The organism is Geobacillus jurassicus NBRC 107829 (assembly GCF_001544315.1).
Taxonomy (GTDB): Bacteria; Bacillota; Bacilli; order Bacillales; family Anoxybacillaceae; genus Geobacillus; species Geobacillus jurassicus.
This window is the reverse complement of record NZ_BCQG01000054.1, coordinates 1-22,487: the sequence shown is the minus strand read 5'-3', so window position 1 is coordinate 22,487 and position 22,487 is coordinate 1. Positions and strand designations below refer to the sequence as shown.

Here is a 22,487-nt window from a genome sequence, read left to right as displayed (position 1 = left end):
CCCTCTCCTGCACTCAAGTCCCCCAGTTTCCAATGACCCTCCACGGTTGAGCCGTGGGCTTTCACATCAGACTTAAGGAACCGCCTGCGCGCGCTTTACGCCCAATAATTCCGGACAACGCTCGCCCCCTACGTATTACCGCGGCTGCTGGCACGTAGTTAGCCGGGGCTTCCTCGTGAGGTACCGTCACCGCACCGCCCTCTTCGAACGGCGCTCCTTCGTCCCTCACAACAGAGCTTTACGACCCGAAGGCCTTCTTCGCTCACGCGGCGTCGCTCCGTCAGGCTTTCGCCCATTGCGGAAGATTCCCTACTGCTGCCTCCCGTAGGAGTCTGGGCCGTGTCTCAGTCCCAGTGTGGCCGGTCACCCTCTCAGGCCGGCTACGCATCGTCGCCTTGGTGAGCCGTTACCTCACCAACTAGCTAATGCGCCGCGGGCCCATCCGCAAGTGGCAGCTTGCGCCGCCTTTCAACCAAAGACCATGCGGTCTTCGGTGTTATCCGGTATTAGCTCCGGTTTCCCGGAGTTATCCCGGTCTTGCGGGCAGGTTGCCCACGTGTTACTCACCCGTCCGCCGCTGACCAAACCAGAGCAAGCTCCGATCCGGTCCGCTCGACTTGCATGTATTAGGCACGCCGCCAGCGTTCGTCCTGAGCCAGGATCAAACTCTCCAAAGAAAGTTGATTGGCTTTTCGGATTGTCCAGCTTCGGCCGCTATCGACTCGCGACGCTTCGAGTCCTGCTGTGGCGGCAACAGCCTCCTCGCAGGCCTCTCAGCGCGTTTCGTCGATAAGCGAGCGGCCTCAGCTTTTCGCATTGTCCAGCTTCGGCGCCTAGCTCTCTTCTGCCAAATCACCTTCTACCTCGGGGTGCAAGCACCACCAAGGGTGAAGAACATTTGGCTTCGAGATCGCCAGGATGGCGATATTTCGCCATTGCCCGCAGGATGCGGGCTGCCTTTAGGCGAAATTACGGCGCCTCAACTTTTCTATTGCGCTTCGTTTCGTTCAGTTTTCAAGGAACGATCTATCTATCCTTTCTTCGCCCGAGGAATTTACCCCCATCGAAAGCGACCCTTATAATATATCACCTTTTTTTGTTTTTGTCAACACATTTTTTGCTTTTTTCGCCGCACCGAAGCGGCTTTATTAATATAGCACCTCTGTTTTGATGTGTCAACTGTTCATTCAAGATTTTTTCTTTCAAATCAAAACCGCCTCCTCCCTTCAACTTATAGCACATCAAGCCAAACGTGTCTCCCGTTCGCAAAAATTTTCTTGACGGACATGAAAAAAAGACTGTTCCCAAGACCGGCAAACCCGCCTTAGGAACAGTCCTCTTATCCTCCCTATTCTCGCAAAAAGACGAAGTAACAGATAAAGACGACAAACAGCACATACAACAGCGGATGCACGTCTTTGCCGCGGCCTTTTAAAATCATCGTGATCGGATAGAAGATGAAGCCGACGGCGATGCCGGTGGCGATGCTGTAGGAAAGCGGCATGGTGATGAGCGTGAAGAACGCCGGCACGGCGACTTCGAACTTCTTCCAGTCAATCTCACCGATAGACGATGCCATCAACACCCCGACGATAATCAAGGCTGGCGCGGTGACCGGCGCGGTAATGACGCTCAAGAGCGGCGAAAAGAACAACGCCAGCAAGAATAAAATCCCCGTCACAACCGCCGAAAACCCAGAGCGCCCTCCGGCGGCGACGCCGGCCGACGATTCGATGTACGATGTCGTTGTCGATGTGCCAAATACCGCCCCGACCATGACCGCGGTCGCGTCAACGAGCAACGCTTTGCCGGCGCGCGGCAGTTTGTTGTTTTTGAGCAGCCCCGCCTGATTGGCAACCGCCAGCAATGTCCCTGTCGCATCGAAAAAGTCGACGATGAAAAACGTCAGTACGACGCCGAGCATTTTCAGCGAGAAAATGTCCGGCAAATGTTTGATCGCGACGCCGAACGTCGGCGAAATGTCCGGAATGGCGCCGACAATTTGATGCGGCACTTTGATCAAACCGAAGATCATGCCGACAATCGCGGTAATGACCATGCCGTAAAAGACGCCGCCGTTCACTTTTCGCACCATGAAAATGACGGTGACGACCAGCCCGAAAATCGCCAGCAAGGTATTGCCATCTTTCAAATCGCTCAATCCGACTAACGTCGCGTCGTTATTGACAATAATGCCGGCGTTTTGCAAGCCGATGAACGTGATGAACAGCCCAATTCCAGCGCTGACTGCATATTTCAGTTCAACCGGGATGGCATCGATAATTTTTTCCCGAATGCCGGTGAGCGATAAAATCGTAAAGATGATGCCGGAAACAAACACTCCTGCCAGCGCTGTTTGCCACGGAATGCCCATGTGCAGCACAACCGTAAAGGCGAAGAAAGCGTTTAGCCCCATTCCGGGAGCCAAAGCGATCGGGTATCGGGCGAGCACTCCCATCAAAATCGATCCGTACGCCGCCGCCAAGGCGGTAGCGACAAACACCGCCCCTTGGTCAATGCGCAGTTCATCAGGAAAATCTTTCACAGCGCCGAGCGACAAGGTAAAGGGATTGACAAACAAAATATACGCCATCGACAAAAACGTTGTCAGCCCAGCGATAATCTCTGTCCGGTAATTGGTGCCGAGCTCATCAAATTGAAAATATTTTCTCACGTCTGTCCCCCCTGACAATAAAATAAAAACGCTTCTGCCGCTACCAGAAGCGTTGACTAGGAAGGAATGACGAACAGAGAGAAGACAAACAAGCGCTCTCTATCCTGCATCCCTCGTAGTCAAGCTATTTACGGTAGCTTGGTAGAAACTCCCGAGCCATATTCCCGGGATTATACGACGGAATTCGACAATATTCATGTTTCCACCGCTATTGTATCAACCTGAAGATGACCTGTCAAGAAAAAAGACGAACATTTCTTTGTAAATGTCCGTCTTTTGTTCGTTTTTATTCCCACTCGATCGTTGCCGGCGGTTTGCTCGTAATATCGTAAACGACGCGGTTGACGTGCGGCACTTCGTTGACGATGCGGGTCGAAATGCGTTCGAGCACATCCCACGGAATGCGAGCCCAGTCGGCGGTCATCCCGTCGACCGACGTCACCGCACGAATGGCGACCGTATAGTCGTACGTGCGGGCATCGCCCATCACCCCGACGCTGCGGATGTCGGGAAGAACGGTGAAATATTGCCAAATCTCGCGATCCAGCCCCGCATTTTTGATTTCTTCCCGCAAAATCGCATCCGATTCGCGGACAATTTCAAGCTTTTCCTCTGTCACTTCACCAAGAACGCGGATGCCAAGCCCTGGCCCCGGGAACGGCTGACGCCAGACGATTTCATCCGGGATCCCCAGCTGCGTGCCGAGCGCGCGCACTTCATCTTTAAACAGCGTATTGAGCGGTTCAATCAGTTCAAATTTCATATCTTCCGGCAGGCCGCCGACGTTATGGTGCGACTTGATCGTTTGCGCCGTCGCTGTGCCGCTTTCGATAATGTCGGTATAGAGCGTGCCTTGCACTAAAAATTCGATGCCTTCAAGTTTCGCCGCTTCATCGTCAAACACATAAATAAATTCGTTGCCGATGATTTTCCGCTTTTGTTCCGGGTCGGTGACTCCTTTTAGTTTCGCCAAAAAGCGGTCTTTTGCATCGACTTTGATGACATTCATCTGGAATCGCTCACGGAACGTCTTCATGACGCTCTCCGCTTCACCTTTGCGCAACAAGCCGTGGTCGACAAAAATGCAGGTCAGCTGGTCACCGATCGCGCGATGCACGAGCACAGCAGCAACCGATGAGTCCACCCCACCGCTTAACGCGCACAGCACTTTTTTCCCGCCCACTTGTTCGCGAATGCGGCGCACTTGTTCTTCAATGAAGTTTTCCATCGTCCAGTCGCCCCGGCAGCCGCATACATCAAAGACAAATTTCTTCAATAGATCATTGCCGTATACAGAGTGGCGCACTTCCGGGTGGAATTGCACCCCGTACCATTTCCGGCGTTCGTCGCTCATCGCGGCGATCGGGCAGGAAGGACTCGTCGCATCAACGGTAAAGCCGGATGGCGGGGCGGTCACTAAGTCACCGTGGCTCATCCAAACGACTTGCTCGTCCGGCAACCCATGAAAGAGCAATGAGTCGTTTTTGACTTGAATGAGCGCTTTGCCGTATTCACGGTGCGTCGCTTTTTCCACTTTTCCTCCTAAATGATGCGCCATGAGCTGCATCCCGTAGCAAATCCCTAAAATCGGCAACCCAAGCTCAAAAATCGCTGGATCGCACGTAAACGCTTGTTCATCATACACGCTGTTCGGACCGCCAGAGAAAATGATTCCCTTCGCGTTCAATGCGTGAATTTCCTCCGCGCGGATTGTGTGCGGGTGCAGCTCGCTGTAAACGCCGAATTCGCGAATGCGGCGGGTGATCAGCTGGTTGTATTGACTCCCAAAGTCCAAGACGACGATCATTTCTTGATTCATGTTCTCCACCCCGTCAAAAAAATAACGCTGCCATTGCCCAAAACGTTGATGAAGGCAGAATAGCAGCGTCTTCTGCCTTCATAGTCAGGCCGTTTACGGCGGCCCGGTAGAGACGCGCAAGCCATATTCTTGCGCTTATATGAAGGGCTTTCGTCCCATTTCGTATGCAAATTTGAGTTCATTCTATCAACTTGCCAGCAGACGGTCAAGAGATCGTCCTTTTTATTAAATTTTCCCACAATTGCACCGCTTCGCGGACATTGCCCTCCTTGACTCCTGTTCCGTACACGGCGCATTCGTATAGTTTCGTCAACCGCTTCATTTCATCTGTTTCAAACAAACGATCCACCTCGGCGGCGTATTGGCGCAGCGTTTCATGCGGCTGCCGCTTCAGTCCATAATCTTGCAAATGGCGAAGAAGCGCCCCGTACGCCAAAACGAGCCAGGCGGCCTCATCGAGTTTCCGGCGGCGGAATCGAAGGAGCGTAAGGCGCGGCCACCATTTCCTCCTTGTCGCATAGGCCGCACCGCCGAACGCAGCCAACACCGCTGACGCCACCAACAGGATGTTCCACGACCAAACGTCGCCGAACTTCTCCCACCAATGGCTGTCTTGTTCCGGAGAAGACCGTTCAATCAGTTGTTCCAGCGGCACTCGCGGCGCTTCTTGTTCTTCCGGCTGCGGCGCTTGTTTCTCTTCGTTCGAAGCAGGAAGCGAAAACGCATACGGGTTGACAAACCCTCGCGTCGGCTCAAACGGCACCCAGCCGATGCCTTCAAAATACACTTCAACCCACGAATGAGCGTCATTGTTGCGCACTTCATAAAGCTCTTGCCCATCTTGCTCCCCAACAAGCCGCCCCGGCGTATAGCCTTTCACCCAGCGCGCGGGAATGCCGAGTGAGCGCACGAGCACTACCATTGAGGTGGAAAAGTTATCGCAATATCCTCGTTTCGTTTCAAACAAAAATTGATCGACGTAATCTTGGTTGACTCCCGGAACGGCAACGTCCGTCGTTTCGTACGTGTATCCGTTCAGATGGAAGTATTGCTCGATGGCTTTCACTTTATCGTATATCGTTTTTTCTCCATCCGTAATTTGTTTGGCCAAATCGCGCACCCGCTGCGGAAGCGTCTCGGGCAGCTGCGTATAACGTTTCAAAAAGGGCGGGTCTTGGACCGGAGGCGCGGCGCGCAGCGCCGCAATCGGAAAGTCCGGCTCCAAGTACGTCAACGTGTACCGGCGGATGGGGAGCGCATTGGCCTCCTCGTCGGTCGTGTAGATTTTTTCCGTCGCCATATGCATGCGGTAAACGATCGGTTCAGACGTTTGCACCTGCCGCAAACCAAGCGGATAGATGAGATGAAACGCCTGATCTTGGCGATTGATTTCCGCCGTCTGCTCGACCGTCTTGACTTTATCGCTCCACCATTCATGCCCGATCGTCTCCCCGTTTTCAAACGAACGGACTTGCTCGCTCGGAAATTCCTCCCATCCTTTGCCCGTGTAAATGTCTTTCGTTTCGACGCGCCAATAATGGCGCCCTTTGTCTTTAGCGATGAACACCACCGTATCGTCGGCAATAAACGGTCCGCCGAGACGCGAATCGTTTTGCCCGTAGCCGATTTTTTTCACACCGGGGGCAGGCTGGTCATCGCTCGTCTCTTCCGGGCCGGCGGCATAGCTGTGAAGAAACGCCACCGGATCCGGCCATTGCGGCGGCAGCTTCGGTCCGGCATATCCAGCCGCAAGAGCGACGGCGGGAATGAATAGAGCGGCCGCCCGCCACTTTCCGATGCGAAAAGACGGCACGTTCGACCGCAGCCGCTCGCCATGCAGCCAAACGAAGGCGAAAAAACCGAGCGCGACGAGGCGGATGATCGCTCTCTTTCCGCTGTATGGCATAAACGTATCGAGCACAGCGACATAACATACGGTCAGCGCATATGGGATCAACCACCGGTTTCGCAACACAATGAGCCAACGCAGCACGAACGAAACAGCCCATAACAACAGAAAAAAGACAAAGGTGCGCAGCGCATCGCTCGGCATCGAAGATCGATCGCCCAACAGCCAGACGAGGCTGTCCCGCCAAAGATCTTGAGGCAAAGCGATGATCGAATCGAACGGAAACAGCCGAAAGAGCGCCCAACATATATAAACGATTTTCCCCAACGCGGAAAGCCATACAGGAAGGCGGAACAAATACAGTACGAAACAAAGGGCAACAAATGACACAAACACCCCGATATGCGCGGTATCGGTGACATCTTCCAACGGCCAAAGCCACTCGGTGAGCAGCCAAGCGGCTAGAACGTTAGGCAGCACGGTGGATAACAAGTTTGCCCCTAACGGCCTCATCCATCTCCTCCTCCTTGCCGGACGATGTGCAACGCCTGCGGGTCAATGCGCGATACGTACACCCCGCTGCGGCGAAGCCCGTCCGCCCAATTCCTCTGTTCGTCTCCCCATTCGCCGCTGACGACGTACAGCACAATATGGCGTTTAGATGCCATCGCGCGCAGCTGCTCTACAAGCGGCATAGACAATATAGATGTGACAACAATGCACCCGGCAGCCGTTCTCCAGTTCGTTTCCTCGGCGAGAACACGAGCGAGCAGCTCCTCGCCGCCGGCATTCACTTCCGCCAAGCGGAGAAGAAGCGACTGCCACTGTTCATCATGGCGGCGCGGCGTTAAGAAAGAACGCTCTTTCCCAGCAAAGAGCAGCCCTACCGGCACCTCCTCATCGATCAATGCCTTCGATACGGAAGCCGCTAACGTGACAAGCTCCTCAAACCATGGAGACGCGGCGCCGTCGAGCACAACGATCCAATCGTCATTGCGCTGCTCGTCAAATTCTTTTGTCATCAGCTCCTGCCTGCGCGCTGACGCTTTCCAATGCACCCACGACATTTTATCCCCAGGCACGTACTCGCGGGCGCCGGCCGCCACCGCCATATCGCGGCGGTAGGCAAGCGGTCGCGCGGCTTTTCCTTGGGCAAACCATTCGCGAACGATCTCCGTCGTCCACTCGAGATAACGAGGATAAACAATGACGGTGCACGGGGCAGGAAACGATTCCGCCTTGTTCACCCAGCCGAATACATCGCGTGCTTCTAAGCGCACCGATTCTAATTGATGCCGGCCGCGCGGCAAGGAAAGCGACCACGTACAAGAAAGGCGGCGCCGAAACGACCAAGCGAGCATCGCGCCTCCTTGCCGCGGTTCTTCCCCAGAAACAACGAGCGCGGCGAGCGGAATCGGCCACGGCAACTCGATGCGTGTCGTCACCGGAATCGGTTCACCTGCATGATAACGCCGCGCCGGCACCGTTCGGCTCACCACAGCGCGTCGAAGCGGGTACATTGCGACCACGAGCGCATACAAACCGAACGGCAAAAAACCGTAAAACAAAAACCAACTGACAAACCCACCCTGAAACATGGCATACGAAAACAAGATAGCGGCTAAAAGCAACAATCCGGAGAGAGCCAACCAGCGATGCCCCCTCCCTATTTGTTTCGTCTTCATCACTTTTATCGCCGCCCTTGCACTGGTACCGGCGTGCGGGCAATGAGCTGCCCGATGACCGTTTCGGCATCGAGCTTGTCCCATTTGGCTTCCGGACGAATGAGCAGACGGTGGGCGAGCACATAAGGAGCGAGCTGCTGCACATCATCGGGGATGACAAAATCGCGGCCATGGATGAACGCGTACGCCTGCGCCGCTTTCATCAATGCGACTGATCCGCGCGGGCTGACGCCTAAATAGACCGCTTCATGCTGACGGCTTTGCTGGACAAGCTCGACGATATACCGCTTCACCGTATCGCTCACATGCACATCCGCCGCTTTCCGCTGCAACGAACGCAGCTCCTCAACGGTCATGACTGGGGCGATGTCTTCAAGGGGAGAGGAGTGTTCCAAGCGGGAAAGCATATCGACTTCTTCCTCGGCGGAAGGATAGCCCATTCTCAGCTTCAGTAAAAACCGATCCAACTGTGCCTCAGGGAGAGGGTAGGTTCCTTCATATTCAATCGGGTTTTGCGTAGCCATCACAAAAAACGGCTGCGGCAACGCCCGCGTGACACCATCCACCGTCACATTTCCTTCCTCCATGGCTTCAAGAAGCGCCGACTGCGTTTTCGGCGACGTCCGGTTAATCTCATCAGCCAACACGATATGGGCGACAATCGGGCCGGGCTTGTACTCAAACTGCCGTTCTTTTGGGTTATAGACGGAAACGCCGATCACATCGCTCGGCAGCAAATCCGGCGTAAATTGAATCCGTTTCAACTCGGCACTGAACGACTTCGCTAGCGCGCGCACGAGCATCGTTTTGCCGACGCCGGGCACATCTTCAAGCAGCACGTGGCCTTTCGCCAGCAGCGCCGTTAAACTAAGCACAATGACATTGCGTTTTCCGACAATGACTCGTTCGATATTGCGGACGACTTGTTCCAGCGGGGGAAGCAACACTTCGTCGATCGGCATGACATCAGACTCCTTTTGTGGTGATTAATGGGTCTTTTAGAGGTAGACTCCAACTTATTTTTTCTATTACTATAATATCGAATGTACATAACTTTTGGAATACATTTGCAACAAAGGGGAGGAGAAAAATGGGGAAGTCAAAATGGACAATGATCGTCCCTAGGCTAATCGTCGCTGCCACCGGGGTCGGCGCCGGGGACTTGGTCGCCGCTCTTGTCGCTGGAACGAACTACGGCCTTGTGTTCATGTGGGCGATCATCGTCGGAGCCGTGTTTAAATTTGTATTGAACGAAGGGGGCGGTCGTTGGCATCTGTTAAGCGGAAAAACGAGTTTGCCATATTGGCAGTCAACGAACTGCGACATTTGTTTGTTTAAGAAAAAGCGCTCGTCCTGCCTTCGGACGGGCGCTTTCCCATTTAAATCATCTTCTCCGGCCTTACCCATTCCTCGTACTGCTCGGCGGTGACATATCCAGTTTTTAACGCCGCTTCTTTCAGCGTCAACCCTTCGCGATGGGCGAGCTTGGCGATTTCCGCCGCCCGGTCGTAGCCGATATGCGGGCTCAACGCCGTCACGAGCATGAGCGACCGCTCCACGTATTCTTTCATCTTCGCTTCATTCACTTCCATCCCTTGGGCGCACCGTTCATCAAACGAGCGGATGGCATCGCCGAGCAGTTGCACCGACTGAATGGCGTTATAGGCGATGACCGGCTTGAACACGTTCAACTGAAAGTTGCCTTGGCTCGCCGCAAAGCCAATCGTGGCGTCATTGCCGAACACTTGCACCGCAACCATCGTCATCGCTTCGCTTTGCGTCGGATTCACTTTGCCCGGCATGATCGAGCTGCCCGGCTCATTGGCCGGAATTACGATTTCCCCGAGCCCGGAGCGCGGCCCACTCGCCAGCCAGCGCACATCGTTGGCGATTTTCATCAAATCGGCTGCCAGCGCTTTCAATGCTCCGTGGACGTAAACGATCTCGTCATGGCTGGTCAGCGCGTGGAATTTGTTTGCCGCTGAGCGGAACGGGTAGCCCGTTTGCGTTTGCAGCTGCTTGGCCACCTGTTCGCCAAACGCCAGTGGCGCATTCAACCCCGTGCCGACCGCCGTGCCGCCGATCGCCAAATCGAGCAGCTTCTCGCTCGCTTCCACGATCATCGCTTTGCTTTTTTCAAGCATCGTCCGCCAGCCGGAAATTTCTTGCCCGAACGTGAGCGGCGTCGCATCTTGCAAGTGCGTGCGCCCGATTTTGATCGTGTTCTTGTATTGGCGCTCTTTGACTTCCAACGTTTGAATCAAGCCGTCAAGCGCCGGCAACAAATGCGTTTGGATCTTTTGGTAAATAGCGATATGCATCACCGTAGGGAACGTGTCGTTTGAGCTTTGCGACATGTTGACATCATCGTTCGGGTGAATGCGCCCTTCCCCGTCAGCCAGCAGCTCGTTCGCCCGTCTCGCCACGACCTCGTTTACGTTCATATTCGTTTGCGTCCCGCTTCCCGTCTGCCAGACGACGAGCGGAAAATGCTCATCCCACTTGCCGGCCAAAATTTCCTCGCACGCGGCCACAATAGCCCGCTGCTTCGCTTCGCTCAACTTCCCGGTTTGATAGTTGACGATGGCCGCCGCCTTTTTCAGCTCAGCATACGCATAAATCAATTCCAAGGGCATTTTTTCCGTACCGATCCGGAAGTTTTTCCGGCTTCGCTCCGTCTGCGCCCCCCAATACTTGTCGGCCGGCACCCGCACCTCCCCAAGCGAATCGCGTTCAATCCGTTCATTCATCGCGTTGTCCTCCTTTGTTTAGACGTCTCCATTATGTTTTTATTCCCATTTCCGGGCGGATAAACGCAACAAATCTGCAGAAAAGACGTCTAAATAAGGGAATGGGGATTTTCCATGAGGAAACGATGGGGTTGGGCTTTTATTCTGCTTCTATGGCTTTCTGGCTGTTCATTCGGCGATATCGAGCCACCGCAACCGTTGTTGACCGTCGATGGCGAGACGATCGACTACCGCCTCGGAACATACACGTGGTCGACAGGCGGCCGCGGAGTCGTCGCTGATGCTGCTGCCCCACCGTTGCTCGTCAAAAAACTGAAGCCTCACCCTGCCGTCCCGGGGGCGAAACTGCATGTTCAATTTAATTATCGTCCATCAGCGCTCGAAGCCGACAGATGGAACGGCAACGACGCCGACTGGCATCCAGTGCAAAACAAGACCATCACCCTTTCGGAAAAGCAAGGGACATACATTTATGCGATTCACGCCTCTTGGAAAGAAGGGGATGCGATCTATGCGTTTTTGATTGAGGTGCAATAACAAGCAGCACAAGGGAATATGTGCAACAAAAATTCGCTATACTAGGAGAACAACGACTTGGACTCCACCTTAACGGCAGCCGTAAAGGACGAGCTTCAGCCGATCCATTTGTGACAATGTACAGACAAAAAGAAAAAGAACACCGGGATCGCTCCCAGTGTTCTTTGTTTCGCTAGGCGGATTACATCATGCCGCCCATATCCGGCATGTTGTTGTTGCCTTTGTTTTCTTCCGGTTTGTCGGCAACGACCGCTTCTGTCGTCAAGACCATTGCGGCGACAGATGCAGCGTTTTGCAGCGCCGAACGAGTGACTTTCGTCGGGTCAACGATGCCAGCTTCGATCATGTCGACCCATTCACCCGTTGCCGCGTTGAAACCAATGCCCGGTTTTTCGTTTTTCAGACGCTCAACGATGATCGAGCCTTCCAGACCAGCGTTTTGCGCGATTTGACGAACCGGTTCTTCGATCGCGCGCAATACGATTTTCACGCCGGTTGCTTCATCGCCTTCCGCTTCGATGGCAGCAACTTTGTTGTAAACGTTCATCAATGCCGTACCACCGCCGGCGACAATGCCTTCTTCAACAGCCGCACGAGTCGAGTTGAGCGCGTCTTCAATGCGCAGTTTGCGTTCTTTCAATTCCGTTTCTGTCGCTGCGCCGACTTTGATGACTGCTACGCCGCCAGCCAATTTCGCCAAGCGTTCTTGCAGTTTTTCGCGGTCGAATTCCGAAGTCGTTTCTTCAAGCTGCGCACGGATTTGGTTGATGCGCGCTTTGATGCGATCCGAATCGCCAGCGCCTTCGACGATCGTCGTCGTTTCTTTCGTAACGACTACTTTCGACGCACGGCCGAGCGAAGCGATCGTTGTCGATTTCAATTCACGGCCAAGCTCTTCCGAGATGACTTCGCCGCCTGTTAAAATCGCGATGTCTTCGAGCATCGCTTTGCGGCGATCGCCGAAGCCAGGCGCTTTGACGGCAACTGCATTGAACGTGCCGCGCAGTTTGTTGACAACAAGCGTCGCGAGTGCTTCGCCTTCGACATCTTCAGCAATGATCAAGAGCGGACGGCCTTGTTGCACTACTTGCTCAAGAACAGGCAACAGCTCTTGGATGCTCGATACTTTTTTGTCCGTAATCAAGATGTACGGATTTTCCAGAACAGCTTCCATTTTTTCCGTATCCGTAATCATGTACGGCGAAACGTAACCGCGGTCGAATTGCATCCCTTCGACAACGTCGAGTTCCGTCGTGAAGCCTTTCGATTCTTCAAGCGTGATGACGCCGTCATTGCCGACGCGTTCCATCGCTTCAGCGATCAATTGGCCGACTTCTTCATCAGCAGCCGAAATCGCAGCCACTTGGGCGATCGACTCTTTCCCTTTGATCGGTTTGGAGATGGCTTTTAATTCTTCAACAGCAACCGCAACCGCTTTTTCAATCCCGCGGCGGATGCCCATCGGGTTGGCACCAGCAGCCACGTTTTTCAAGCCTTCACGGATCATGGCTTGCGCTAATACGGTAGCGGTTGTTGTACCGTCCCCAGCGATGTCGTTCGTTTTGCTGGCGACTTCAGCGACAAGTTTCGCGCCCATGTTTTCAAACGGATCTTCAAGTTCGATTTCTTTCGCGATTGTTACCCCGTCATTCGTGATGAGCGGCGAACCGAATTTTTTCTCCAATACGACGTTGCGGCCTTTCGGACCTAATGTGACTTTGACTGCGTCTGCGAGTTTGTCCACCCCGCGCAACATCGCACGGCGCGCTTCTTCGCTGAACTTGATTTGTTTTGCCATACCCCGTTACCTCCTTATGAATTGAATGACGTGCTACAGTCAAGTTAAGTATGAAGCATAACCGTCTAAGTATGTTTCCGGAATATTTATGTGATCAGCGCATATATTAGCGAACAACAGCCAAAATGTCGCTTTCGCGCAAGATTAAGTATTCTTTGCCGTCGTATTTCACTTCTGTGCCCGCATATTTCGAGAAGATGATGCGGTCGCCGACTTCGACTTCCGGCGCGATGCGTTGGCCGTTATCGAGCACGCGGCCTGTACCGACAGCGACAACGCGGCCTTCTTGCGGTTTTTCTTTCGCCGTATCCGGCAACACGATGCCGCTAGCCGTTTTTTCTTCTGTTTCCACGACTTCAATGACAATGCGATCGCCTAATGGCTTCAACACGGGAAACGACCTCCTTAACGATAGTTTTCGCCGTTCTTATTAGCACTCATCTTTATTGAGTGCTAACACACTTATAATATTAATGAACTTCTTTCCGTTTTGCAAGTAGGAAATGCAAAAAAATAACTATTTTTCTCTTCTGAGAGAAGAACGGGCAGCATAAGCCGGCCGGCTTTGTCTTAAGCTTCTTGTCTTGCGGAGCCCTTTTTCATTATTGCACATTTCCAAAGTCGATAAACAGCTCCGGCCAATTTTTTTACAACGGCGGCAGGGGGCTTCGAGGCGCACTTTCCTTACTATTTCCTCCCTACATGTGCTACAATACGGATATAATTTTGAAAAAGGGGTAGAGGGTTTGAAACGCAATTACTGGTACATCATCATCACGTACATCGTCATGCAGCTGTCCGCCTTTGTCGGCGTTCCGCTTCTTCGCGCCCTCGGCGTCGGCCAAGGGGCGGAAAGCCGTGTCGAAGCCGCCAAGCTGGCTTCCGGGTATTGGGCGGTCATCAGCTTTCTGCTTGCGTTTGTCGTGATCCTATGGCTGCTCCGCGGCGACCGCGACGAACGAACGATGCGGCGGCTGCCGCTCGCTTCTTCATGGATGTGGGCGATCTCCGGCGTTTTTATGGCGCTCGCGGCGCAAAGCATCACCGCCAATATCGAATGGCGCCTGCTCGGCATCGAACCGGGGTCGGAAAATACAAGGCAAATCATCGACATCATCCGCCTGACGCCGCTGTTAGTCATCGTCACTTCCGTCATCGGGCCGATTTTGGAAGAGCTCATCTTCCGGAAAATCATTTTCGGCTCGTTGTATGAAAAATACAACTTTTGGCCTGCGGCGCTTGTAAGTTCGCTTCTGTTTGCCATTGTCCATATGGAGCCGGAGCATTTGCTTTTGTACACATCCATGGGGATGGTATTTGCTTTTTTATACGCGAAAACCGGGCGCATTTTCGTGCCGATTTTTGCGCATGTCGCCATGAATACGTTCGTCGTCGCCATGCAGACGCTGTTGGCCGACGAGCTTGAGAAAATGATGCGCCAGGCTGAACTGCCGCTGGCCGTTTGGAGGGTTTGGCTATGATGCGCCGCCCGCGGCTGTTTTCGCTCCCGTATTTCGTTTTAGGTTCACTGTTTACATATTTGGCCATCGAAAGCGCCCACGAAACGGTTTGGAACGTTTCCACCATCGCTTTAGCGGCGCTCGCCGCTTTTGATTTCGGCACCGCCCTTCGCCTTCTTTTCGCCCCGAAACGCTGATCCCCCTCCCTTCATCCGAACGGGAGGGGGATTTAACATGACCGGTTTGTTGAGCGCAATGAGTAGAAAGTGGAAGCCAAAAAGCAAGAGGCAGCCTCAAAAAGCCCGTTCTTTGCTCTTCCGGAACAGCCCCTTCGTTTTGGCCCATGGCCTTGCCGATTGCCTGCTTTCCTCTCTCAGCGGTCGCTCTTTTCGTCCCGCCTCACTCGCTTCCTTCCCGCTCAGCTGCCCGCTGCGCTTTCCGATAGCCGATGCGCGCCACCCAAATGCTTCCTTCATACAAAATGGTCAGCGGAATCATAACGATCACTTGCGACAGCACATCCGGCGGCGTAATGACCGCTGCCAAAATAAGCAACGCCAAGTACGCATACTTGCGAATGCGCACGAGAAGCTCTGGGGTAATGAGCCCTAAGCGGGTGAAAAACAACACGACGATCGGCAGCTGAAACACGATGCCAAACGGCAGCACGAGCTGAAGCAAAAACTGAAAATATTCATTAATGCCGATCATTTGCTGAATCCCGAGCCGGTCAGCAAGCTGATTCATAAACCGAACGACAAACGGAAACAAGACGAAATAGGCGAAGCTGACACCAGCCAAAAAAAGAACGATCGACGCCGGGATATAGCTTAACGTCACTTTCCGCTCTTTTTCATACAGGCCGGGGCTGACAAATGCCCAAATTTGATACAACAGCACCGGTGCCGACAGCACGGCCGCGATGACGAAAGCAAACTGAAAATACACTTTAATCGGATCGGTAAGGCGAAAGGCGTTCATGGTCAACTGCTTCGCCTCGGCCGTGTGCTGCAAATACAAAATGACGTCATCGACAAAAAAGAAACTGGCGACAAGCGCCGCAACAAAAAAGACGAGCACGACGATGAGCCGCTTCCGCAGTTCGCCCAAATGCTCATACACCGACATTTCCTTGTCATTCATCGTTTCCCCATCCTGCCTTGTCATCGATCGGTTTTCGTTTCTTCATCATCAGCGAGCCCTTTTGTGGCGTCTTTAAACTCGCGAAGCGACTGGCCGAACGACCGCCCCAACTCCGGCAGCTTTTTCGTGCCAAACAGCAGCAAAACAACAAGAACGAGCAACAAATATTTCACGTATGATTCTCTCCTTTTTCCGATGAAGTCGGATAGTTTTTCAAAAAATAGACGAGCGACTGCAGCTCAATGGCCAAGTCGATATGATGGACGCGAATATGATTGGGCACGTTCAACCGGGCAGGAGTAAAGTTTAAAATGCCTTTAATTCCTTGCGCGACAAGGCGGTCGGTCAGCGCTTGAGCCGCGGCGGCCGGCACGGTTAAAATGGCGACTGGGATGTTTTCGTGAAGCCGCTCCTCCAGTTCATCGAGATGATAGACCGGCACCCCTCCGACTGTCGTCCCGACTTTCCGCTCATCGACATCAAAGGCCATCACGATTTTTGTATTGTTGTTTTTGGAAAAATTATAGTTTAAAAAGGCCGTGCCTAAATTGCCGACGCCAAACAAGGCGACTTCGGTCACCTCATCCTCTTCAAGCGTTCGGCGGAAAAACGACAACAAATAATTGACATTATACCCGTATCCTTTTTTGCCAAGCGCCCCAAAATAGGAAAAATCGCGGCGGATTGTCGCCGGATCAACTTTCACCGCTTCGCTCAGCTCAGCGGAGGAGACACGCTGTTTGCCAGAAGCGTGCAAGTTTTTCAAAAACCGGTAGTAAAGCGGCAGCCGCTTGGCGGTTGCCTGCGGAATTTTCGGTTGTTCATTGCCCATAGTCTCATCCCCTAGCTAATCGGTTTTCCGTCGGTAATGGCCGGACTTCCCACCCATTTTTTCGACCAAATACGTCGGACCGATGACCATTCCTTTATCCAGCGCCTTGCACATATCATACACCGTCAACGCGCAAACCGTAGCAGCCGTCAGCGCTTCCATTTCCACCCCTGTGCTCCCTTTCGTCTTCACCGTTGCGGTGATAACGAGTTTATACGCCTCCGCTTCCTTTTCCCAAGCAAACGCAATATCAACCCCTTTTAACATCAGCGGATGGCACATCGGAATGAGATCGGCCGTTTTTTTCGCCGCCATCACCCCCGCTATTTGGGCGACGGCGAGCACGTCCCCTTTCTCGATGGCGTTGTTCGTCATTTTTTCATAAATCTCTTGATTGACGGTGACGCTCGTTCGCGCTACGGCCACTCGCACCGTATCTTCTTTATTCGTAATATCGACCATTTTCGCGCGTCCTTGTTCATTGAAATGAGTGAATGACGACAAGACAATCTCCTCCATTTATACACTATACACCATTTTCTATCATCTGTCTTTGACCGTTTTCGCGACTTACGTTAAACTATTCGCGAGGTGACACGACATGATCCTATTGCAAGTGCGCGGACTCACAAAATATTTCGGCGCTGACCTTATTTTATCGAATATAAAACTAGAAATACAGTCCCGCGATCGAATCGCTCTCGTCGGCCGCAACGGAGCGGGAAAGTCGACATTGCTGAAAATCATCGCCGGCGAATGGTCTTTCGACAGCGGCGAAATCATCAAACCAAACCATATCCAAATCGGCTACTTGGCGCAAAACAGCGGGCTCGACTCGCCGCGTTCCATTTGGGATGAGATGCTCGAAGTGTTTGCGCCGCTCCGTTCAATGGAAAAACAGCTTGCTGAACTCAGCAGACAACTCGGCGACCCGGATGTGCTCGCCGATCCGGCCCGCTATGAAAAAACACTCAAAACGTATGACGAACTGCAAGAACAATATAAAGACCAAGGCGGCTACCAATACGAAGCCGACATCCGATCCGTTTTGCACGGGCTGCAGTTTTCTTCCTATGATTATAAAACAACGCCGGTCTCGTCGTTAAGCGGCGGACAGCGGACGCGTCTCGCCCTTGGGAAATTGCTGTTGTCCAAGCCGGATTTATTGATTTTGGACGAGCCGACGAACCATTTGGATCTTGAGACGCTCGCCTGGCTGGAGCAGTACTTGCAAGCCTATCCCGGTGCCGTCCTGGTTGTTTCCCACGATCGCTACTTTTTGGACAAAATCGTCACCGACGTATACGAACTGTCGAATGCCACGCTCAAACACTATGCTGGCAACTACAGCCGCTATTTGGAGCTGCGGGCGGAGCAGTACAAACAAGAGCTGAAGCGGTACGAGAAACAACAGGAGGAAATTGCCCGACTCAAAGACTTCATCCAGCGCAACATCGCCCGCGCCTCGACGGCCAAGCGGGCGCAAAGCCGAAGAAAGCAGCTCGAAAAAATGGAGCGTCTCGAGCGGCCTGTCGGCGATGAAAAATCAGCCTCCTTTTCGTTCTCGATCGAGTGGCCGAGCGGCCATGAAGTGCTGATTGCCGAAAACGTAGCCGTTGGCTATCACGGCGGCGCACCTGTCATCCGCCAAGTGAGCTTCCGCATCACGCGCGGTGAAAGCGTCGCCTTAGTCGGGCCGAACGGCATCGGCAAGTCAACATTGCTGAAGGCCATCGCCCAAAAGCTCCCGATCCAAGCGGGAGAGCTCCGCTACGGCGCCAACGTGAAAATCGGCTATTATGACCAAGATCAAGCCGAGTTGACATCGAACAAGCGAGTGCTTGACGAACTGTGGGACGCTTATCCCGACAAGACGGAAAAAGAAATCCGCACGGTGCTTGGAAATTTTTTATTTTCCGGCGATGACGTCTTAAAACCCGTCTCTGCCTTAAGCGGCGGAGAAAAGGCGCGCCTTTCGCTCGCCAAATTGATGCTGCAAAAGGCGAACGTCCTCCTTTTGGACGAACCAACCAACCATTTGGACCTTGACAGCAAAGAAGTGCTCGAACAGGCGCTCATCGACTACCCGGGAACGATTTTGTTCGTTTCCCACGACCGCTATTTCATCAACCGAATCGCAACGAAGGTGTTTGAGCTTTCCAGCGACGGCCTAACCGAATACTTAGGCGACTATGATTACTACATCGCCAAAAAAGAAGAAATGCGCGAACTGGAACGCCTAAACGCCCGTCCAGTGGAACGAGCCAGCGGCAGCGATTCGGTCAAATCGGCGTACGAGCAAGAAAAAGAAGAAAAAAAACGGCAACGCCAGCGCCAGCGCCGCTTGGATGAAATCGAAGCTGAGATCGCAGAGCTTGAAGCACAAATCGCTGAGGTCGAACAGCAGCTTTGCGACCCATCCGTTTACGGCGACTATGAAACGGTGCAGCGGTTGGCGCAAGAAAACGAGGAACGGAAGCAACGGATCGAAACGTTATTAGCCGAATGGGAACAGCTTTATGCTTCACTATAACTCACAGCCCGCCTGAAATTTTGGCGGGCTGTGAGCATGTTAGTCACATTATCCACAAAACAATCCACAATTTCCACCGTATAATATAAGTTATTCACTAACTTTTCCACATTATCCACAAACATGGGTTCCTTTTGCAGGAAAATCGCTGTGTATTGTTTTTCTTGTGTTGATAGTATTTTCTTAGATTTTCCACATTGTCCACAGGATTGTTGATAAAAATATGCACAGTTTTTTTGCTCAAGGGTCGAACGTAGAAAGCCGATGAAAAACAATCGTTTCCCTTAAATCGATCGTTCTCGAGTGAAAAGAGCAACATTCATAAGGTTTCTCAATTTGAAAAATGCCATGGTCGCACCGCATTTCCTGTTAAATCACCGGTCTTCTAGAAAAAAGACGAAGGTGTCCCAAAAGGATCGGGACACCTTTTTTATCCGTAGTATATACGCGTAAAACAGCGGCTGAAAAACAATATGTTGTGCTTTAATCGAAAGAAAAACCACCCTTTTGAGACAGCCTCATTCCTCAGCGTCTTTCTTGTTTCAACGCCACCCGCCTAGACAAGCGGCAAGCTTGGATTGGCATTGAGTGCCAAGTCCGCCCGCTTTCCTTGTTGGTACAACACCGTCCCCGCCGCCGCAATCATCGCCGCATTGTCGGTGCATAGCGACAATGGCGGGATGATGAGCTCAACATTCGGAAGCTCCTTTTTCATCTTGTCCTGCAGTGCAGCCCGCAATCCATGGTTGGCCGCCACTCCGCCGGCGAGCAACACTTGCCGCACGCGGTATTCCTTTGCCGCCTGCACGGTTTTCGTCACCAGCACATCGACGACGCTTTCTTGAAAGCTCGCAGCCATCTGTCTCACATCGATCTCCTCGCCGCGCTGCTTCGCGTTATGGAGCGCATTGAGCACAGCTGACTTCAAGCCGCTGAAGCTGAAGTCGTACGACCCTTCCTCAAGCCACGCCCGCGGCAAGTCAATCACCGGTTCCCCTTCATGCGCGAGCCGATCGATATGCGGCCCTCCAGGATACGGGAGGCCTAAAGCCCGCGCCACCTTGTCATACGCCTCGCCGGCGGCGTCATCGCGCGTTTCGCCGATGACCGCAAATGTCTCGTGTCCTTCCATATAGACAAGCTCCGTATGGCCGCCGGAGACGACGAGGGCCAACAGCGGAAACTTCATCTCGGCCACAAGTTGATTGGCATAAATATGGCCGGCGATATGATGCACTCCAATCAGCGGCAGCCCATGGGCAAACGCCAGCGCCTTTGCCGCATTCACTCCAACAAGAAGCGCCCCGACAAGCCCCGGTCCGGCCGTCACCGCCACCGCATCAAGATCCGCAAACGACACGCCGCTCTGCCGCATCGCTTCCTCAATGACGAGCGTAATTTGCTCTACATGATGGCGAGAAGCAATCTCCGGCACGACGCCGCCAAACCGCCGATGGCTTTCCATTTGCGACGCCACCACATTTGACAAAATCTTTTTTCCGTTTTTCACGACCGCTGCCGCTGTTTCATCGCAGCTTGTTTCAATACCTAATACATATACGTCTTCATTCATCTCAGCTTCACCCACATGACTAACGCATCTTCAAAGTTATCCGGATAATACCGTTTGCGAATGCCTCCGTTGCGGAACCCAAGCTTTCGGTATAGCGACTGGGCGACGTGATTGGACACGCGCACCTCAAGCGTCATCGTCACCGCCCCGTGCTGCCTGGCCATATCCATCAGGCGCCGCATGAGCGCTTCACCAAGCTTTTGCCCGCGAAACTGCGGCAGTACGGCCACATTCGTCACATGCGCCTCATCGATGACAAGCCACATCCCGCCATACCCGATGATCCGACCGTTGTGCACCATGACAATATATTTGGCATAGCGGTTGTACATGAGCTCGTTGTAAAACGACTCGCGGCTCCAAGGCGCAGTAAACGATGCCTGCTCGACTTGCACGACCTCATCAATGTCATGAATGATCATTGGACGAAATTGAACATCGATCCCCATCGTTCCGTTCCCCTTTTTGTTTCGCGAGCCATTTCGCCTCAGCTTCGGCAAGGCGGAGATAGTTGGGCACAAACGCATGAGCGTTTTCTCGCTCTTTTTCTTTCCCGAGCATCACCAACTCGCTTGGACGCGGCAGCGCCAAAGACGGCGGGGTCACGTGAACCCGTTTGCCTAAATGGCTCCGAAACAGCTCGCTATACAGCGGTGCATCCGCACCAATCAACAATACATCTTCTCCCCGCTCGCCAAGCCGGCGCGCCCACTCATCCGCGGCCACAATTCGGTCCTCTTCAAGACAGCGGAGCGCGCCGCCTTCATAACGATAAAGCCCGGTGTAAATGTGCCCGCGCCGCGCGTCAAACAGCGGAACGATCACTCCAGGAAAATAGCGGCCGTTGGCAGCGAGCACTTCAAGGCTCGACACCCCGGCGATCGGAATGCCGAGCGACCAAGCGAGCGTTTTCGCAATCGTCACACCAATCCGCACCCCGGTATACGACCCCGGCCCTTTAGCCACAACGATTAAATCGAGCTCTTTTGGGCCAATCCCACATTGCCGAAGCAGCGACTCAATCGCTGGCATCGCCCGAGACGAATGATCTTTTTTAACGTTGGTGATGAATTCCCCTTTCACGACATCTCCATCCACCAAAGCAATGCCAAGCGGCATATTCGATGTATCAATTCCTAATACTTTCATGACGCAAAAATCTCCTTGCACAACTGTTCATAACGCTCTCCCGACGGCTCAAAACAAAGCAACCGCTCATCGCCGCCTCGATGAAACAAGAATACGGTCAGCCGCTCCTTAGGTAGCTGGCCGGCGATCAAATGCGCCCATTCGACAACCGTGACGCCATCGCCGGCAAAATATTCGTCAAACCCAAGATCTTCCCATTCATCTTCAAGCCGGTATACATCCATATGATAAAGCGGCAACCGCCCCTCATATTGCTTTACAATGGTAAACGTTGGGCTGTTGACTGTTTGCGTAATCCCCAGTCCTTCAGCAAGACCTTTTGTAAACGTCGTCTTTCCCGCCCCGAGATCGCCTTCTAACGCAATGACCATTCCCGGCTCAAGATATTCTGCCAACCGACGGGCCACCGTTTTCGTTTCTTCAGGGGAATGTACCACAAGTTCCACTTGCTTCATTTCGTTCCACCTTATCCTATTTTATCATCCTCCACTCTTGCTTTTGAAATTGTACCATATCCGAACATCATGCCGCTACTTCCAGAACGAAAAACAGGCATGGAAAGAGCAAAACAAAAAGGACGATCCCGCATAGCCATTTGGCTCGCTGTCAGATCGTCCTCTACGCAAATCGCCCCAAAAAAGAAAAAAAGGGAATGAGGCGTGTTGTGACTCCCTGGTGAGTGAAA

General features: G+C 53.0%; 22 protein-coding genes, 1 rRNA gene and 2 riboswitches. Of the genes, 5 read left to right on the top strand and 18 right to left on the bottom strand.

Annotation, left to right across the window (positions count from 1 at the left end; all coding sequences use genetic code 11):
• From GJ1_RS14230 to GJ1_RS14200, 6 genes are all read right to left on the bottom strand, one after another.
• Nucleotides 1-677: ribosomal RNA gene (locus tag GJ1_RS14230) — 16S ribosomal RNA — on the bottom strand; the annotation flags it as partial.
• Between the two features lie 671 nt (nt 678-1,348).
• On the bottom strand, nt 1,349-2,674 hold the full coding sequence (locus GJ1_RS14220; RefSeq protein ID WP_066233727.1) for an NCS2 family permease: 1,326 nt from the start codon (nt 2,672-2,674) through the stop codon (nt 1,349-1,351).
• A 96-nt stretch (nt 2,675-2,770) separates the two neighbouring features.
• A riboswitch (purine riboswitch) is annotated at nt 2,771-2,872 on the bottom strand.
• A gap of 88 nt (nt 2,873-2,960) precedes the next feature.
• Nucleotides 2,961-4,493, bottom strand: a complete 1,533-nt coding sequence (gene guaA / locus GJ1_RS14215) for a glutamine-hydrolyzing GMP synthase (RefSeq protein ID WP_066233725.1) — start codon at nt 4,491-4,493, stop codon at nt 2,961-2,963.
• Nucleotides 4,494-4,554: 61 nt separating this feature from the next.
• Nucleotides 4,555-4,656, bottom strand: a riboswitch (purine riboswitch).
• A 42-nt stretch (nt 4,657-4,698) separates the two neighbouring features.
• Nucleotides 4,699-6,855 (bottom strand): transglutaminase TgpA family protein, encoded by a 2,157-nt coding sequence (locus GJ1_RS14210; protein ID WP_066233722.1) that lies wholly within the window; start codon nt 6,853-6,855, stop codon nt 4,699-4,701.
• Nucleotides 6,852-8,027 (bottom strand): DUF58 domain-containing protein, encoded by a 1,176-nt coding sequence (locus tag GJ1_RS14205; RefSeq protein WP_066233734.1) that lies wholly within the window; start codon nt 8,025-8,027, stop codon nt 6,852-6,854. The genes GJ1_RS14210 and GJ1_RS14205 overlap by 4 nt, the downstream gene beginning before the upstream one ends.
• 5 nt (nt 8,028-8,032) lie before the next feature.
• The gene (locus GJ1_RS14200) at nt 8,033-8,989 is read right to left on the bottom strand and encodes an AAA family ATPase (RefSeq protein ID WP_066233718.1); all 957 of its coding nucleotides are present in this window, start codon (nt 8,987-8,989) and stop codon (nt 8,033-8,035) included.
• Between the two features lie 128 nt (nt 8,990-9,117).
• Between GJ1_RS14200 and GJ1_RS19450 the strand changes: the two genes are divergently transcribed.
• A complete protein-coding gene (locus GJ1_RS19450; RefSeq protein WP_245629403.1) occupies nt 9,118-9,456 on the top strand; it encodes an Nramp family divalent metal transporter in 339 nt (112 codons plus the stop codon).
• On the opposite strand, the gene fumC is transcribed toward GJ1_RS19450, so the two are convergent.
• Entirely contained in the window at nt 9,407-10,777 is a 1,371-nt protein-coding gene (gene fumC / locus GJ1_RS14195) for a class II fumarate hydratase (protein ID WP_066233715.1), read from the bottom strand. The two genes, GJ1_RS19450 and fumC, sit on opposite strands and share 50 nt — an antisense overlap.
• A gap of 114 nt (nt 10,778-10,891) precedes the next feature.
• Between fumC and GJ1_RS14190 the strand changes: the two genes are divergently transcribed.
• On the top strand, nt 10,892-11,314 hold the full coding sequence (locus tag GJ1_RS14190; protein ID WP_066233712.1) for a hypothetical protein: 423 nt from the start codon (nt 10,892-10,894) through the stop codon (nt 11,312-11,314).
• A gap of 181 nt (nt 11,315-11,495) precedes the next feature.
• Here the strand turns inward: GJ1_RS14190 and groL are convergent, their stop codons facing one another.
• Together groL and groES are read right to left on the bottom strand one after the other, a co-directional pair.
• Nucleotides 11,496-13,112: a chaperonin GroEL gene (groL, locus tag GJ1_RS14185; protein WP_025948797.1), complete on the bottom strand. Its 1,617-nt coding sequence runs from the start codon at nt 13,110-13,112 to the stop codon at nt 11,496-11,498.
• 106 nt (nt 13,113-13,218) lie between these two features.
• A complete protein-coding gene (groES, locus tag GJ1_RS14180) occupies nt 13,219-13,503 on the bottom strand; it encodes a co-chaperone GroES (protein WP_066233711.1) in 285 nt (94 codons plus the stop codon).
• A 355-nt stretch (nt 13,504-13,858) separates the two neighbouring features.
• Between groES and GJ1_RS14175 the strand changes: the two genes are divergently transcribed.
• On the top strand, nt 13,859-14,593 hold the full coding sequence (locus GJ1_RS14175) for a CPBP family intramembrane glutamic endopeptidase (RefSeq protein WP_066233709.1): 735 nt from the start codon (nt 13,859-13,861) through the stop codon (nt 14,591-14,593).
• Complete coding sequence (locus GJ1_RS14170; RefSeq protein ID WP_066233706.1) at nt 14,590-14,769, top strand: YdiK family protein; 180 nt, start codon at nt 14,590-14,592, stop codon at nt 14,767-14,769. The genes GJ1_RS14175 and GJ1_RS14170 overlap by 4 nt, the downstream gene beginning before the upstream one ends.
• Before the next feature lie 202 nt (nt 14,770-14,971).
• On the opposite strand, the gene tatC is transcribed toward GJ1_RS14170, so the two are convergent.
• Genes tatC through moaC form a run of 4 tightly spaced genes read right to left on the bottom strand, consistent with a single transcriptional unit; the run spans nt 14,972 to nt 17,051 of the window.
• On the bottom strand, nt 14,972-15,715 hold the full coding sequence (gene tatC, locus GJ1_RS14165) for a twin-arginine translocase subunit TatC (protein ID WP_066233701.1): 744 nt from the start codon (nt 15,713-15,715) through the stop codon (nt 14,972-14,974).
• Between the two features lie 20 nt (nt 15,716-15,735).
• A complete protein-coding gene (gene tatA / locus GJ1_RS14160) occupies nt 15,736-15,888 on the bottom strand; it encodes a twin-arginine translocase TatA/TatE family subunit (RefSeq protein ID WP_044732466.1) in 153 nt (50 codons plus the stop codon).
• Entirely contained in the window at nt 15,885-16,547 is a 663-nt protein-coding gene (locus GJ1_RS14155; protein WP_066233698.1) for a redox-sensing transcriptional repressor Rex, read from the bottom strand. The genes tatA and GJ1_RS14155 overlap by 4 nt, the downstream gene beginning before the upstream one ends.
• A gap of 15 nt (nt 16,548-16,562) precedes the next feature.
• Nucleotides 16,563-17,051, bottom strand: a complete 489-nt coding sequence (gene moaC / locus GJ1_RS14150; protein ID WP_066233731.1) for a cyclic pyranopterin monophosphate synthase MoaC — start codon at nt 17,049-17,051, stop codon at nt 16,563-16,565.
• A gap of 97 nt (nt 17,052-17,148) precedes the next feature.
• On the opposite strand from moaC, the gene GJ1_RS14145 reads away from it, so the two are divergent.
• Nucleotides 17,149-19,080, top strand: coding sequence for an ABC-F family ATP-binding cassette domain-containing protein (locus GJ1_RS14145; RefSeq protein WP_066233695.1), 1,932 nt, complete (start codon nt 17,149-17,151; stop codon nt 19,078-19,080).
• 556 nt (nt 19,081-19,636) lie between these two features.
• Here GJ1_RS14145 and tsaD read toward each other — a convergent pair.
• The 5 genes from tsaD to GJ1_RS18880 all read right to left on the bottom strand — a co-directional run.
• A complete protein-coding gene (gene tsaD / locus GJ1_RS14135; protein WP_066233692.1) occupies nt 19,637-20,653 on the bottom strand; it encodes a tRNA (adenosine(37)-N6)-threonylcarbamoyltransferase complex transferase subunit TsaD in 1,017 nt (338 codons plus the stop codon).
• A complete protein-coding gene (rimI, locus tag GJ1_RS14130; protein ID WP_066233688.1) occupies nt 20,650-21,102 on the bottom strand; it encodes a ribosomal protein S18-alanine N-acetyltransferase in 453 nt (150 codons plus the stop codon). The genes tsaD and rimI overlap by 4 nt, the downstream gene beginning before the upstream one ends.
• Nucleotides 21,062-21,802: a tRNA (adenosine(37)-N6)-threonylcarbamoyltransferase complex dimerization subunit type 1 TsaB gene (tsaB, locus tag GJ1_RS14125; protein ID WP_066233686.1), complete on the bottom strand. Its 741-nt coding sequence runs from the start codon at nt 21,800-21,802 to the stop codon at nt 21,062-21,064. The genes rimI and tsaB overlap by 41 nt, the downstream gene beginning before the upstream one ends.
• Complete coding sequence (gene tsaE / locus GJ1_RS14120) at nt 21,799-22,257, bottom strand: tRNA (adenosine(37)-N6)-threonylcarbamoyltransferase complex ATPase subunit type 1 TsaE (RefSeq protein WP_066233684.1); 459 nt, start codon at nt 22,255-22,257, stop codon at nt 21,799-21,801. The genes tsaB and tsaE overlap by 4 nt, the downstream gene beginning before the upstream one ends.
• A gap of 11 nt (nt 22,258-22,268) precedes the next feature.
• On the bottom strand, nt 22,269-22,487 hold a 219-nt coding region (locus GJ1_RS18880), incomplete at its 5' end, for a hypothetical protein (RefSeq protein ID WP_217994773.1).